Genomic DNA, 14,057 nt, shown 5'->3' on the forward strand with positions numbered 1-14,057 from the left:
TGGACGAAATGAGCAAAAGTGGCGTCGATGACTGCTAGAATCCCCCGTTATCAATCTCCCGGACCCTTGCCCTTCATGCCCCAGTTCTACCGGAATACTGATTCGAGCATGCCTCGACGCGACCGTCCCGCAACGGTGTGGCGGCGTCTGCGTGCCATCTTCTCGTTGAACGACCCGCGCTGGGGCAAGGGCGGTGACGACGACAAGGATGGCCGCGACAACGGCCGCCAGAACCAGCGGCCGCCCGAAGGCGGCCCTCCGGACCTGGACGAGCTGTGGCGCGACTTCAACCGCCGGCTCAACAATCTGCTGGGCCGCAAGGACAACGGCGGCGGTGGCAACAACCAGAACTACGGCGGCACGCCGCGCGTGCCGGGCAAGGGCTCGGGCATCGGCGCGGGCGTGATTCTCGCGGCGGTGGTCGGCATCTGGCTCGCCAGCGGCTTCTTCATGGTGCAGGAAGGGCAGACCGCGGTGATCCTGCAGTTCGGCAAGTTCAAGTACACCACCGGCCCCGGTATCAACTGGCGCATGCCGTGGCCGATCCAGTCGGCGGAGATCGTCAACCTGTCGGCGGTGCGTTCGGTCGAGGTCGGCCGCTCGACGTCGATCAAGGACAGCAACCTGAAGGACTCGTCGATGCTCACGCAGGACGAGAACATCATCGACGTGCGCTTCACGGTGCAGTACGACATCCAGGACGCCACCGAATTCCTGTTCTTCAACCGCACCGACCGTGGCGGCGACGAAGAGCTGGTGACGCAGGCCGCCGAGACCTCGGTGCGAGAGATCGTCGGCCGCAACAAGATGGACTCGGTGCTGTACGAGAACCGCGAGCAGATCGCCCAGCAGCTGGCGAAGTCCATCCAGGCCATTCTCAGCGCGTACAAGACCGGCATTCGCGTGATCTCGGTGAACGTGCAGAGCGTGCAGCCGCCCGAGCAGGTGCAGGCCGCGTTCGACGACGTCAACAAGGCCAGCCAGGATCGCGAGCGCGCGATCAGCGAGGGCCAGGCCTACGCCAACGACGTGATTCCGCGCGCCCGCGGTACCGCCGCGCGCCTGATGGAGGAAGCGCAGGCCTACAAGTCGCGCGTGGTCGAGCAGGCCACCGGTGACGCATCGCGCTTCAGCCAGGTCCAGAACGAATATGCGCGGGCGCCGCAGGTGACGCGCGACCGCATCTACACGGAAACCATGCAGCAGGTCTACTCCGCCACCAGCAAGATCCTGGTCGACACTACCAAGGGCAACAACCTTCTGTACCTGCCGCTGGACAAGCTGATGGCCCAGTCCCAGGGCGACCCGCGCGCCGCCACGGCCACCGCGCCGCAGGGTGCCCCCGGCGTGCCGGCGGTGCCGGAAGCTGGCGCCGATTCCCGCTCGCGCGAAGCGCTGCGCAACCGCGATCGCGACTCCCGCTGAGAAGAGGCCCCGATATGAACCGTCTGATTTCCATTGTTATCGGCTTCTTCATCGTGCTGGCCATCGCTTCGTCGATGGTCTTCGTGGTGGACCAACGCCAGTACGCCGTCGTGTTCGCCTTCGGCGAGATCAAGCAGGTGGTGCGCGAGCCCGGCCTGCATTTCAAGCTGCCGCCGCCGCTGCAGAACGTGGTCTTCATGGACCGCCGCCTGCAGACCATCGACGTGGCCGCCAGCGAGCGCTTTCTGACCGCCGAGAAGAAGAGCATGGTGGTGGACTGGTTCGTCAAATGGCGCATCACGGATCCGCGCAATTTCTTCGTGGCGTTCGGGGGCAATCTGCGCGGCGCGCAGGACCGCATGACGCAGCGTATCGACGCGGCCGCCCGTGAGGAATTCGGCCGCCGCACCGTGGCGGACGTGGTCGCCGGCGAGCGCGAGCAGGTCATGCAGAACATCCGCAACAGCATGGTCGAGTACGGCAAGTCGGTCGGCGTCGAGATTCTCGACGTGCGCCTCAAGCGCGTGGACCTGCTGCCGGCGATCAGCGAATCGGTCTACCGCCGGATGGAAGCCGAGCGCAAGCGCGTGGCCAACGAACTGCGCTCGACCGGCGCCGCCGAGGGCGAGAAGATCCGCGCCGATGCGGACCGCCAGCGCGAAGTGGTGCTGGCCGAGGCCTACCGCGACGCGCAGAAGATCAAGGGCGAGGGCGATGCCCGCGCCTCGCAGATCTATGCCGAGGCATTCGGCCGCGACCCGCAGTTCGCGCGCTTCTGGCGCAGCATGGAGGCCTATCGCTCGACCTTCCGCGACAAGCGCGACGTGCTGGTCCTGGAACCGAACTCCGAGTTTTTCCGATATATGCAAGGCTCCGGTGGCGCGACACCGGCGCCGGCGCCAGCGCCACGTCGTTGATCCGCGGGCGCATGACGGTTGTGCGGTATCACGGAACCCCGGCTTGCCGGGGTTTTGTTCGGATGCGCGACTGACTTGCCTGCCTGCCACTGTCTTACCGAGAAGAGAAGCACCATGTCCAACCACTGGCTCCTGCCTGAGAACATCGCCGACGTGCTGCCGTCGGAAGCCCGCAAGATCGAGGAACTGCGTCGCCGCATGCTGGACATGTTCCGCACCTACGGCTACGAGCTCGTGATGCCGCCGATGCTCGAGTACATCGAATCGCTGCTGACCGGCACCGGGCACGATCTCGACCTGCGCACCTTCAAGCTGGTGGACCAGCTGTCGGGGCGCACCATGGGCCTGCGGGCCGACATCACGCCGCAGGTGGCCCGCATCGACGCCCACCTGCTGAACCGCCCCGGCGTGACGCGGCTGTGCTATGCCGGCAACGTGCTGCACGCGCGTCCGGCGGGTTTTCACGCCACGCGCGAACCGATCCAGGTCGGCGCCGAGATCTACGGCCATGCCGGCCTGGAGGCCGACGTCGAGGTGCAGGCCATGATGCTGGCCGCGCTGCAGGCGGCCGGTCTCGACGAGGTCCGGCTGGACCTGTGCCACGCGGGCATCCTGGCGGCGCTGCTCGATGGCCTGCCTTCGACTCGCCAGAACGAGGACGCGCTGTTCGCCGCGCTGGAATGCAAGGACATCTCGTCGCTGCGGGAGCTGACGGCCGGGCTGCCGCAGACGGAGCGCGAGGCGCTGCTGGCGCTGCCGACGCTGTACGGCGGCGCCGATGTCATCGAGCGCGCCCGGGGGGTGCTGCCGGCCAGTCCGGCCATCGGCCGCGCGCTGGACGAGCTCGCTTTCCTGGCGGGCCAGGTGCGCGGCGCGAGCGTCAACATTGACCTGGCCGACCTGCGGGGCTATCACTACCACAGCGGCGTCATGTTCACGGCCTACGTGGCCGGGCTGCCCAACTATGTCGCCCGTGGCGGCCGCTATGACAAGGTGGGCGAGGCCTTCGGCCGGGCCCGTCCGGCCACCGGCTTCTCGCTGGACCTGCGCGAAGTCGCGGCGCTGTCTCCGGTGCAAGTCCGGGCCTTCGCCATCTTCGCCCCGTGGGATGCCGATCCGGCGCTGGGCGCGGCGATCGCCGACCTGCGCCGTGCGGGGGAGATCGTGATCCAGTCGCTGCCCGGCCACACGCACGAGCTGGACGAGTTCAATTGCGACCGCCAGCTGGTGCGCCAGGGCGCGGCCTGGGTGGTGATGCCGCGCTGAGGGCGGGCGCCGCCCGACAGTCCGATTCCGGCGTTGCCGGAGGCGTCCGGCCGTTTTGGCGGGACGCCCCGGCAACGAGAGTAGAATACGTTTTTAACCCTTCTGACCCAATCAAAATGTCCGCTTCAGCAGTAAGCCAGGGACGCAACGTCGTCGTGATCGGCACCCAATGGGGTGACGAAGGCAAAGGAAAAATCGTCGATTGGCTTACCGATCATGCAAAGGGCGTGGTGCGGTTCCAGGGTGGCCACAATGCGGGCCACACGCTGATCATCGGCGGCAAGAAGACCATTCTTCGGCTGATCCCGTCGGGCATCATGCGCGAGGACACCGTCTGCTACATCGGCAATGGCGTTGTACTGTCGCCCGAAGCGCTGTTCCGCGAGATCGAGGAACTGGAAGCCGCCGGCCTGAAGGTGCAGAACCGCCTGCGCATCTCCGAGGCGGCCACGCTGATCCTGCCGTACCACGTCGCCATCGACAAGGCGCGCGAGGCGCGCCGCGGCGCCGGCAAGATCGGCACCACCGGCCGTGGCATCGGCCCGGCCTATGAGGACAAGGTGGCCCGCCGCGCGCTGCGCGTGCAGGACCTGTTCGATCCGCAGCAGTTCGCCGAACGCCTGCGCGAGAACCTGGACTACCACAACTTCATGCTGACCCAGTACCTGGGCGCCGAAGCCGTGGACTTCCAGCAGACGCTGGACGAGGCGCTGTCCTATGCGGCGCGCCTGAAGCCGATGGTGGCCGACGTGTCGGCCGAGCTGTACGCGGTCAACGCGGCTGGCCAGAACCTGATGTTCGAGGGCGCGCAGGGCACGCTGCTCGACGTCGACCACGGCACCTATCCCTTCGTCACCTCGAGCAACTGCGTGGCCGGTGCGGCCGCCGCGGGCGCCGGTGTCGGCCCGGGCCGCCTGCACTACATCCTGGGCATCACCAAGGCTTACTGCACGCGCGTCGGCTCCGGCCCCTTCCCGAGCGAGCTGTACGACAACGACAATCCCCGCTGCCAGGACCCGGTCGGCGTGCGTCTGGCCAATGTCGGCAAGGAATTCGGCTCGGTCACCGGCCGTCCGCGCCGCACCGGGTGGCTCGACGCCGCCGCGCTGAAGCGCTCGGTGCAGATCAACGGCGTGTCCGGCCTGTGCATGACCAAGCTGGACGTGCTCGACGGCCTCGAAACGCTGCGCCTGTGCGTGGGCTACAAGGTCGACGGCAAGCAGGTCGATATCCTGCCGCGCGGCTCCGACGCCGTGGCGCGCTGCGAGCCGGTCTACGAGGAATATCCGGGCTGGAACGAGTCCACCTTCGGCGTCAAGAGCTGGGATGCGCTGCCGGAACAGGCGCGCGTGTACCTGAAGCGCGTCGAGGAAGTGGTCGGCATTCCGATCGACATGATCTCCACCGGTCCCGACCGCGACGAGACCATCCTGCTGCGTCATCCCTACCTGGTCTGACGCCCGCGGTCCGCGACGGACCGAGGGACGTCCGGAACGACGCACCGCACGACACCGGCCCCATCGCGGGCCGGATTTCATATCGGGCCCCATGCCGACGCACGCGGGCCCGCGACACACGAAGCAAGAAAGAGCAAGACCATGACCCTGCCGCCCAACGATGACGAGAATCTGTGGATCTCCTGGGACGAATACCACCGCCTGATCGCACGCTTGTCGCTGAACGTGCACGAGTCGGGCTGGAAGTTCGACAAGATCCTGTGCCTGGCGCGCGGTGGCCTGCGCGTGGGCGACCAGATGTCGCGCATCTTCGATGTGCCGCTGGCGATCCTGGCGACCAGCAGCTACCGCGAGGCGGCGGGCACCCAGCAGGGCGATCTCGATATCGCGCAGTACATCACGATGACCCGCGGCGAGCTGTCGGGCAAGATCCTGCTGGTCGACGACCTGGTGGACTCGGGCGTCACGCTGGAGCGGGTGGGGCGCCATCTGCAGGAACGCTATCCGGCCGTGACCGACGTGCGCTCGGCGGTGCTGTGGTACAAGGCCTGCTCGAAGGTCAAGCCCGACTATCACGTGGACTTCCTGCCCTCAAATCCCTGGATCCACCAGCCGTTCGAGGAATACGACACGCTGCGTCCGCACAACCTGGCCGCCTGGCTCAAGCGCGGCCGCCGTGCCGAACCGGCCGCCGGCGACGTCGCCTGAGCGCGCGCCTTCAATATCAGTAGCCCACGGTGAAGCGCTGGCGCGAATGCGCCGGCGTCTCCAGTTCGTCGACGAGTGCGGTGGCGTAGTCCTCCATCGAGATCCAGCTCTTGCCCGTCGCATCGGTCAGCAGATCGTCCTTGCCGATGCGGTAGCGGCCGGTGCGCTCGCCCGGCTCCAGCAGGGCGGACGGCGACACGAACGTCCAGTCCAGTTCCACTTCCTGGTTCAGCACCGACAGAAAGTCGCGCCCGGCGCCGGCCTCGATCCGGTAGGCCTCGGGAAAGTCGGGCGTGTCCATCAGCTGCATGCCGGGCGCCACGAACAGGCTGCCGGCGCCGCCCACCACCACCAGCCGCGGCACGCCCGCCTTCTTCGTCAGGCTGACCAGCGCTTCGGGGTCGGCCAACCGGAAGGGCATGGCGCTGACCATGGCGTCATGGCCGCCGATCGCGCCGACGATGGCGGGGCCGTCGGCCGCATCGATATCGCGCGTGACGAGGCGGTCGCGCGCCGCGAGCGTGCCGGCGTGGCGGGCGATCGCGGTGACGGCATGGCCGCGCCGCAGGGCTTCATCGGCGATGCGGCTGCCGACGCGGCCGGTGGCTCCCAGAATGGCAATCTTCATATCCGTCCTTGTGCTTGGCGAAGCGGGTGGATGGCGTGCCGTGGCTGACGAAATGGCGCGCCTCGGATATATAGTCTGAAATGGTCCGGCATGGTTCGCCATGCGGCAACATCGGCCGGCGGGTTGCCGTAATTGGGCGGCCGGGCGAGGAAGAATGCCGGAATCGCCACTGAAGCTGATACACTGCCCGACACGCGCATGGTATCCACCGTGGCGCCAGGGATGGTCCCCGGGCAATTGCCCGACGAAGGCGCCATCCGGAACGCGGTCTTGCGAGACCGCAAGCGCGACGGCAATCGCGGTCGCAGAGCGACGCGGCATTGCCGGCGTATTGAACAAGGAGCGCAAGTTTGTCGGATCGAAGGCCAGAAAAGAAAAAACCCGCAAGGCTCGAAAGCGCTGCGGGTCTTCTTTTTACTGCTTTGATCTGGTGCCCAGGAGAGGACTCGAACCTCCACAGTGTTGCCACCGCTAGGACCTGAACCTAGTGCGTCTACCAATTCCGCCACCTGGGCAGGTGTCGAAACAACCGAAGCGCTCATTATATCGACGACTTTTCGTTTGTCAAATCCTTCCAAGAAAAAATTGAATCAGAACAGTTATCCGATCCCCAGTCGGGAAGAAATCCTCGGGGTCCTGAGAACCTCGGGATCGCCCCTGTCGGCCGGCGACATCGCCAAGGCCCTGGCGGTCACGCGCAAGGAGCACGATGGTTTTCAGAAGCGCCTCGCCGCGATGGAGCGGGACGGCCAGATCGAGCTGAACCGCAAGGGCCGCTATGAGCTGGCCCATCAGCCGAACTTCGTGGTCGGCCGTGTGCAGGGCCATCGCGACGGCTTCGGCTTCCTGATCCGGGACGATGCCGAGGACGACATCTTCCTGCCCGAGCGCGAGCTGCAAAAGGCGATGCACAATGACCGCGCGCAGGTGCGCGTGGTGGGCTACGACCGTCGCGGCCGTCCTGAAGGCCAGATCGTGGAGATCGTCGAGCGCGCCAACCGCTATGTCATCGGCCGCCTGCTCAACGAGGGCGGCGTGCTGGTGGTGGCGCCCGAGGACAAGCGCATCAGCCAGGACATCCTGATCCCGCCCAAGGCGCAGGGCAAGGCCAAGGTGGGGCAGGTCGTCAGCGTCGAGATCGTGGAGTATCCGGACCGTTATGTGCAGCCGGTCGGCCGCGTGATCGAGGTGCTCGGCGATATCGACGACCCCGGCATGGAAATCGAGATCGCGGTGCGCAAGTACGGCGTGCCCCATGCCTTTTCGCCGGACTGCCTCAGCGAGGCCGCGGCGCTGCCCGATTCGGTGCAGCAGGCCGATCTCGATCACCGCATCGACCTGCGCGACGTGCCGCTGGTCACCATCGACGGCGAGGACGCCCGCGACTTCGACGACGCGGTCTACTGCGAGCCGGTCAAGATCGGCCGCACCAAGGCGTGGCGCCTGGTGGTGGCCATCGCGGACGTGTCGCACTACGTGCGTCCCGGCACGGCGCTGGACGCCGACGCCATCGACCGCGCCACCTCGGTGTACTTCCCGCGGCGGGTGATCCCGATGCTGCCGGAGAAGATCTCCAACGGCCTTTGCTCGCTCAATCCGCAGGTGGACCGCCTGTGCATGGTCTGCGATACGGTGATCACGTCCAAGGGGGAGATCAAGGCGTACCAGTTCTATCCGGCGGTGATGCATTCGGCCGCGCGCCTGACCTACAACGAGGTGTGGGCCGTGCTGTCGAACACCAAGGGTCCGGAGGCCCACAAGCGTGCCGATCTGGTGCCACACCTGCAGAATCTGTACGAGCTGTTCCAGACGTTGCTGAAGGCCCGCCGGCAGCGGGGTGCGATCGACTTCGATACCACCGAGACCTACATCGTCTGCAATGCGCAGGGCAAGATCGAGCAGATCCTGCCGCGCACCCGCAACGATGCGCACCGGCTGATCGAGGAATGCATGCTGACCGCGAACGTCTGCGCGGCCGACTTCCTCGAGCGCTTCAAGCATCCGGCGCTGTACCGCGTGCATGCCGGTCCCAACGAGGAAAAGCTGAAGAACCTGCGCGAGTTCCTGCGCACCGCCGGGCTGTCGCTGGGCGGCGGCGACAAGCCGCACGCCTCCGACTATGCCGAGGTGATGGACAAGATCAAGGCGCGGCCGGATGCGCCGATGCTGCAGACCATGCTGCTGCGCTCGATGCAGCAGGCCGTCTACAGCCCGGACAATATCGGCCACTTCGGGCTGGCCTACGAGGCCTATGCGCACTTCACCAGCCCGATCCGCCGCTATCCGGACCTGCTGGTGCACCGCGCGATCAAGGCCGTGCTGGCGCATACGAAGTACAAGCCGGTATTCGGCCACGGCATCCAGTTCAATACCGCCGTCTCGCCCAAGGCGCGCCGCCTGCAGGCCAAGGACGCGGCCGCGAAGGCGGAGCTCGCCGCGGGCCGCGCCCAGCGCAACGAGGGTGTGTGGGACGAGCTCGGCCTGCACTGCTCGGCCAACGAGCGCCGCGCCGACGAGGCGTCGCGCGACGTGGAGGCGTGGCTCAAGTGCTATTTCATGCGCGACAAGCTGGGCAGCGAGTATGCGGGCACGGTCAGCTCGGTGACCTCGTTCGGCATCTTCGTGCAGCTGGACGAGCTGTACGTCGAAGGCCTGGTCCATGTGACCGAGCTGGGCAGCGACTATTTCCAGTACGACGAGGCGCGCAACGAGCTGCGCGGCGAGCGTACGGGCATCCGCTACCGGCTGACGGACCGCGTGCGCGTGCAGGTTTCGCGCGTGGACCTGGACGCGCGAAAGATCGACTTCCGCCTGGTGCAGGAGCCGTCCGTCAAGGCGCCGCGCGCGCGCCCGACGGTGGCTGACGTGGCGCCGCACGTGCCCGCCGCCCACGCGGTGCCGGCGCGCAAGAAGGGCCGCCAGCTCGCGGCGCTGCTGGGCGGTACCTCCAAGCCGGAAGAATCCTTCGACGAGACGCTGGACCGCGTCATCGAGGAGCAGCCGGTGTTCGAGGCGGTGATCACGCCGATCGACGCGCCGCCGGGCACCGGCGGCAAGCCGTCCCGTCGCACCGCCAAGCCCAAGCCCCAGCATGCGGGCAACGCGCGCAAGAGCGGCGCACGCTCGGGCGCCAAGACCGGCGCGAAGGCAGGCAAGGCGGGTGCCAAGTCGGCCAGCAAGACCAGCCGGGCCGCGCGCAAGCGGTAACGGCGGCGGGGAGCCGGCCCGTGCGCCGGCTCCCGCCTTGCCGGCGGGTACAATCCCGCCATGGCTAAACAAAAACTCCTGATCGGCTTTCACGCCGTTACCGCGCGCCTGCGCCAGCATGCCGCTGGCGTGACCGACGTCTACGTTGAATCCGCCCGGCGCGACCGCCGGATGCAAGACTTTATCCGCATGGCCGAGGGCCTCGGCGTGCGCCTGCACCCGGTGGATGCCGAGCGCCTGCGCGGCATGGCCGGCACCGACAAGCACCAGGGCGTGGTGGCCCGCGCCGAGGATGTCTCCCTCGCGCTGAACCTGGACGAACTGCTCGACGGCATCGAAGGCACGCCGCTGCTGCTGGTGCTCGATGGCGTCACCGATCCCCACAACCTCGGCGCGTGCCTGCGCGTGGCCGACGGCGCCGGTGCCCATGCCGTGATCGCGCCCAAGGACCGCAGCGTGGGCCTGAACACCACCGTCGCCAAGGTCGCCAGCGGCGCGGCCGAAACCGTTCCCTATATCACCGTCACCAATCTGGCCCGCACGCTGCGCGAATTGCAGGAGCGCGGCATCTGGGTGGTGGGCACCGCCGACGGTGTCGACAAGACGCTGTACGACGTCGACCTCAGGGGGCCGATGGCGCTGGTGATGGGCGCCGAAGGGGAGGGCATGCGGCGCCTGACGCGCGAGACCTGCGACGAGCTCGTCGGCATCCCGATGGCCGGCGGCGTGGAGAGCCTGAACGTTTCCGTGGCGAGCGGCGTGTGCCTGTACGAAGCGGTGCGCCAGCGGCGCCTGCCGCGCTGAGCATGGCCTCTCCGCCCGACACCGCGACCCTCGACGCCGCCCGCGCCACGATCGCGCGCGCGACGGACGTGCTGGTCCTGACGGGCGCGGGCATCTCGGCCGAGTCGGGCGTGCCGACCTTCCGCGACGCGCTGACCGGCCTGTGGGCGCGCTTCGATCCGGAGGAACTGGCGACCGAGGCCGCCTACCGCCGCCAGCCCGGACTGGTCTGGGACTGGTACCAGCACCGGCGCGAGCTGGTCAGTGCCGCCCGGCCCAATCCCGCCCATTACGCGCTCGCGGCGCTCGCCGCGCGCACGAAAATGACGCTCGTCACGCAGAACGTCGACGGCCTGCATCAGCGGGCCGGCAGTACCGACGTGATCGAGCTGCATGGCAACCTGTTCGCCAACAAGTGGCTGGACGGCTGCGGCCGCTGCGAGGCGGCGCCCGGCGATACGGCCAGCCCGCCGCGCTGCGTGCACTGCGGCGCAATGATGCGGCCCGGCGTGGTGTGGTTCGGCGAAGACCTGCCGCGGGTCGCGAGCTACCGGGCGGACCATGCGGCGCGAAGCTGCGGTCTGTGCCTGGTGGTGGGCACCTCGGGCCTGGTGTATCCGGCGGCCGGGCTGCCCGGCATCGCGCGCGACCAGGGTGCCGAGGTGATGGTGATCAATCCGCAGCCCTCGGCGCTGGACGATACCGCGACACTGGTGGTGCGGGCCGCCGCCGGCGAGGCGCTGCCGCTGCTGTTGCCCGCGGGCGGCTGAGCCGCCTCGGGCGCCCGGCGGTCCGCAGGTTGCGGCGTTTCGCTCAAGCCGGCTGCTCGACGGCCCATACCCGCGTATCGCGCGGCGTATCGATCAGGTAGTCGCTGTAGCGGCGATCGAACAGCTCGGTGCCAAGACGCTCCGCTTCGGCCACGGCACCGGCGGGGTCGCGTACCACTTCCCCGCGGCGATTGCCGGTACCGCGAACGACGCCCACCAGCTCCGAATGCGTATAGCGCGCGTACTCCTGGAGTTGATGCACGATGCCCAGCGCCGCGCCGCCATAGCTTTCCTCGGAGGCCAGCACCAGTCCCAGGCGCTTGCGGCCCATCCGGGCCAGCACGTCGGCGGAGTCGGGGTGCGAGGCCGCGTAGTAGCAGAACATCCGGTCGAAGAAGGCCTTGGTCTGCGCCGACATGCCATACCAGTAGATCGGCGAGCAGAACACCACGCCGGCGGCCGGCAGGAAGTCGTCGCGCAGCAGCGCGCCATAGCCGTCGTCGATGCCGCAGCTGCCGTCGGCGCGCCGGCACTGGCGGCAGTCGCGCAGCAGTCCGCCGATGTAGTCGTCCAGAAAGCGCAGCTTGACCGGTGTGCCGGCTTGCTCGGCGCCGCGTCGCACGGCTTGCGCGAGCACTGCGGAATTGCCGTCGCGCCGCGGGCTGCCCACCAGGATCAGTAGCGGTCCGCTAGCGTGCGGGTGGGCGGGTGTCATGTCCGTCATGGTGTCGTTCCTTACATTGGTGGCTGGGACATGGCGACTGTAGGATGGCGGTTTCGGCGCGACAAACGAACAATGCTTGCGCCGGACAAGCTGCATTCACCCCAGATACTTTTCGCATTCGACTGGAGCGCGACGCATGTTCGCTTCCTTGCCCATCGCCGCGCTGCGCGTGTTCGAATCCGCCGCGCGGCACCTTAGCTTCAAGGCGGCTGCCGCCGAGCTGTCCGTCACGCCCGCGGCGGTGTCGCACCAGGTGCGCGCACTCGAATCGCGCCTGGGCGTGGCGCTGTTCGACCGCCAGCCGCGCGGCGTGGCGTTGACCGCGGAGGGAGAGCGGCTGTTCCACCGGCTGCATGGCGCGCTGCTGGATGTGGCGCAAGCCGTCGATGCGATGCGCCCGCGGCCGGCGGCCGGCGCGTTGATGGTCACCACCTCCGCGTCGTTTGCGGCGCTGTGGCTGGTCCCACGGCTAGGGCGCTTCTACCGGGCGCATCCGGAAATCCAGGTACGGATCGATAGCGACGGTACGCCGGTCAACCTGCATCAGGAAGGGCGCATCGACGTGGCGATCCGCTATGGGCATGCCGAGTCGCCACTGCTGCGGAGCGCGGGCAGGCTGCAAGAGACCTTCGGCGTTTATGGCGCGCCGGCGCGGATCGCGGCGCTCAGCGACGGCATGCCGGAACTGATCACCGTGCGCTGGAGGGACTCCACGCTGTACGACGATGGCTGGCAGGCATGGTGCGAGGCCGCCGGCGAACGATGGCTGCGGCAAGGGGCGACGATGCGCGCGTACGACGAGGAAAGCTACGCGCTGCAGGCCGCCATCGCGGGCCAGGGGCTGGTGCTGGCGAGCTCGATCATGGTGTCGGACAGCGTGCGCAATGGGCTGCTGCTGCCTTACCGCCCGGAGATCGCCGTGGCCGGCGCCGCGTACACGGCGCTGTGCGTGCCGGGGCGGGAGCGCCATCCGCCCGTGCGCGCGTTCCTCGCGTGGCTGGCGCAGGAGTGGGCATGACCGGCCGGGATCGCATCGCCTGCGCCGATGGATTGCACCAAGGAAAAGGCCCGCCGTAGCGGGCCTTGCCGGGGTGCTGCGCGGAACTCAGGCCGCCAGCTCCGCGATCAGCTTCTCCAGCTTCACCGCGTCCGCCGCGAAGAGGCGGATGCCTTCGGACAATTTCTCCGTGGCCATCGGGTCTTCGTTCAGCTGCCAGCGGAACGATGCCTCGTCGCACGCGATGCGGGCAATATTGCCGGCCTGGGCGTGATCCACCGACAGCTTGCGCTCCAGCGGGCCCTCCGCCGCCGCGAGTTGCTCCAGCAGGTCGGGGCTGATGGTGAGCAGGTCGCAGCCGGCCAGCGCCGCGATCTGGCCGATGCCGCGGAAGCTCGCGCCCATCACCTCGGTCGGGTAGCCGAACTTCTTGTAGTAGTCGTAGATCTGGCGCACCGAGCGCACGCCGGGGTCGTTGTCGCCCGCGTTGGCGGCGGCGTCCCACTGGTCGCCGGCCTGCTTGCGGTGCCAGTCCAGGATGCGGCCGACGAAAGGCGAGATCAGCTGTGCGCCGGCTTCCGCGCAGGCCACGGCCTGCACCAGCGAGAACATCAGCGTCATGTTGCAGCGGATGCCTTCGCGCTGCAGGATCTCGGCGGCGCGGATGCCTTCCCAGGTGGCGGCGATCTTGATCAGCACGCGCTCGCGGGCGACGCCGCGCTGCTCGTACATCGCGATCAGGTGGCGTGCCTTGGAAACGGTGGCTTCCGTATCGAAGGACAGCCGCGCATCGACCTCGGTGGACACGCGGCCCGGCACGATGGCGAGGATCTCGGTGCCGAAGGCGATCAGCAGCGCGTCCATCACGGCCTCGGCGCCCTGGTCCGCGCCGGCGCCGAAGTCGCGCACCGCCTGCTCCAGCAGGGGACGGTACTCGGCCTTCTGCACGGCCTTCAGGATCAGGGACGGATTGGTGGTGGCGTCCTGCGGCTTGTACTGCTTCATCAACTGGAAGTCGCCGGTATCGGCCACCACCGTGGTGAACTGCCTGAGTTGTTCGAGCTGGTTCATGGTCGTGTGTCGCTGCTTGTCGTGAAAACGTGGCGGCGCGAAAGGCCGCCCCTGGCGGGTCGGGACCATTGTAACGTCGGCGGTCTGGCCCACCGTGCGATCCG

13 protein-coding genes and 1 tRNA gene are annotated in these 14,057 nt (G+C 68.0%); 10 read left to right on the forward strand and 4 right to left on the reverse strand.

All coding sequences use genetic code 11. From position 1 onward, the window contains the following. Positions 1-75: 75 nt before the first annotated feature. The 5 genes from hflK to LDO27_RS20015 all read left to right on the forward strand — a co-directional run bounded on the left by hflK (position 76) and on the right by LDO27_RS20015 (position 5,773). The gene (hflK, locus tag LDO27_RS19995; protein ID WP_224043640.1) at positions 76-1,425 is read left to right on the forward strand and encodes an FtsH protease activity modulator HflK; all 1,350 of its coding nucleotides are present in this window, start codon (positions 76-78) and stop codon (positions 1,423-1,425) included. Between the two features lie 14 nt (positions 1,426-1,439). Then, on the forward strand, positions 1,440-2,342 hold the full coding sequence (gene hflC / locus LDO27_RS20000; protein ID WP_222203637.1) for a protease modulator HflC: 903 nt from the start codon (positions 1,440-1,442) through the stop codon (positions 2,340-2,342). Positions 2,343-2,456: 114 nt separating this feature from the next. Continuing rightward, positions 2,457-3,608 carry an ATP phosphoribosyltransferase regulatory subunit gene (locus LDO27_RS20005; protein ID WP_222203634.1) on the forward strand — a complete coding sequence of 384 codons (1,152 nt, stop codon included), beginning with the start codon at positions 2,457-2,459 and terminating at the stop codon, positions 3,606-3,608. A gap of 116 nt (positions 3,609-3,724) precedes the next feature. Then, positions 3,725-5,065 carry an adenylosuccinate synthase gene (locus LDO27_RS20010; protein ID WP_224043641.1) on the forward strand — a complete coding sequence of 447 codons (1,341 nt, stop codon included), beginning with the start codon at positions 3,725-3,727 and terminating at the stop codon, positions 5,063-5,065. Positions 5,066-5,206: 141 nt separating this feature from the next. After that, on the forward strand, positions 5,207-5,773 hold the full coding sequence (locus LDO27_RS20015) for a phosphoribosyltransferase (RefSeq protein WP_222203629.1): 567 nt from the start codon (positions 5,207-5,209) through the stop codon (positions 5,771-5,773). A gap of 16 nt (positions 5,774-5,789) precedes the next feature. On the opposite strand, the gene LDO27_RS20020 is transcribed toward LDO27_RS20015, so the two are convergent. After that, positions 5,790-6,401: an NAD(P)-dependent oxidoreductase gene (locus LDO27_RS20020; protein WP_222203626.1), complete on the reverse strand. Its 612-nt coding sequence runs from the start codon at positions 6,399-6,401 to the stop codon at positions 5,790-5,792. A gap of 198 nt (positions 6,402-6,599) precedes the next feature. Here LDO27_RS20020 and LDO27_RS20025 point away from each other — a divergent pair, with 198 nt between their 5' ends. After that, the gene (locus LDO27_RS20025; protein ID WP_222203624.1) at positions 6,600-6,827 is read left to right on the forward strand and encodes a hypothetical protein; all 228 of its coding nucleotides are present in this window, start codon (positions 6,600-6,602) and stop codon (positions 6,825-6,827) included. A gap of 2 nt (positions 6,828-6,829) precedes the next feature. On the opposite strand, the gene LDO27_RS20030 is transcribed toward LDO27_RS20025, so the two are convergent. Then, positions 6,830-6,916: transfer RNA gene (locus tag LDO27_RS20030), tRNA-Leu, on the reverse strand. A gap of 70 nt (positions 6,917-6,986) precedes the next feature. Between LDO27_RS20030 and rnr the strand changes: the two genes are divergently transcribed. Genes rnr through LDO27_RS20045 form a run of 3 tightly spaced genes read left to right on the forward strand, consistent with a single transcriptional unit; the run spans position 6,987 to position 11,161 of the window. Further along, positions 6,987-9,608, forward strand: coding sequence for a ribonuclease R (gene rnr / locus LDO27_RS20035; protein ID WP_224043642.1), 2,622 nt, complete (start codon positions 6,987-6,989; stop codon positions 9,606-9,608). Between the two features lie 60 nt (positions 9,609-9,668). Next, positions 9,669-10,412, forward strand: a complete 744-nt coding sequence (gene rlmB, locus LDO27_RS20040; RefSeq protein ID WP_224043643.1) for a 23S rRNA (guanosine(2251)-2'-O)-methyltransferase RlmB — start codon at positions 9,669-9,671, stop codon at positions 10,410-10,412. 2 nt (positions 10,413-10,414) lie between these two features. Further along, the gene (locus tag LDO27_RS20045) at positions 10,415-11,161 is read left to right on the forward strand and encodes an SIR2 family NAD-dependent protein deacylase (protein WP_224043644.1); all 747 of its coding nucleotides are present in this window, start codon (positions 10,415-10,417) and stop codon (positions 11,159-11,161) included. 43 nt (positions 11,162-11,204) lie between these two features. Here the strand turns inward: LDO27_RS20045 and LDO27_RS20050 are convergent, their stop codons facing one another. Then, on the reverse strand, positions 11,205-11,885 hold the full coding sequence (locus LDO27_RS20050) for a flavodoxin family protein (RefSeq protein ID WP_224043645.1): 681 nt from the start codon (positions 11,883-11,885) through the stop codon (positions 11,205-11,207). Between the two features lie 136 nt (positions 11,886-12,021). Here LDO27_RS20050 and LDO27_RS20055 point away from each other — a divergent pair, with 136 nt between their 5' ends. After that, entirely contained in the window at positions 12,022-12,903 is an 882-nt protein-coding gene (locus tag LDO27_RS20055) for a LysR substrate-binding domain-containing protein (RefSeq protein WP_224043646.1), read from the forward strand. Between the two features lie 87 nt (positions 12,904-12,990). Here LDO27_RS20055 and tal read toward each other — a convergent pair whose 3' ends face one another. Further along, the gene (gene tal, locus LDO27_RS20060; protein WP_224043647.1) at positions 12,991-13,953 is read right to left on the reverse strand and encodes a transaldolase; all 963 of its coding nucleotides are present in this window, start codon (positions 13,951-13,953) and stop codon (positions 12,991-12,993) included. Between the last annotated feature and the right edge of the window lie 104 nt (positions 13,954-14,057).

It is taken from the genome of Cupriavidus respiraculi (assembly GCF_914271545.1).
Lineage (GTDB): Bacteria > Pseudomonadota > Gammaproteobacteria > Burkholderiales > Burkholderiaceae > Cupriavidus > Cupriavidus respiraculi.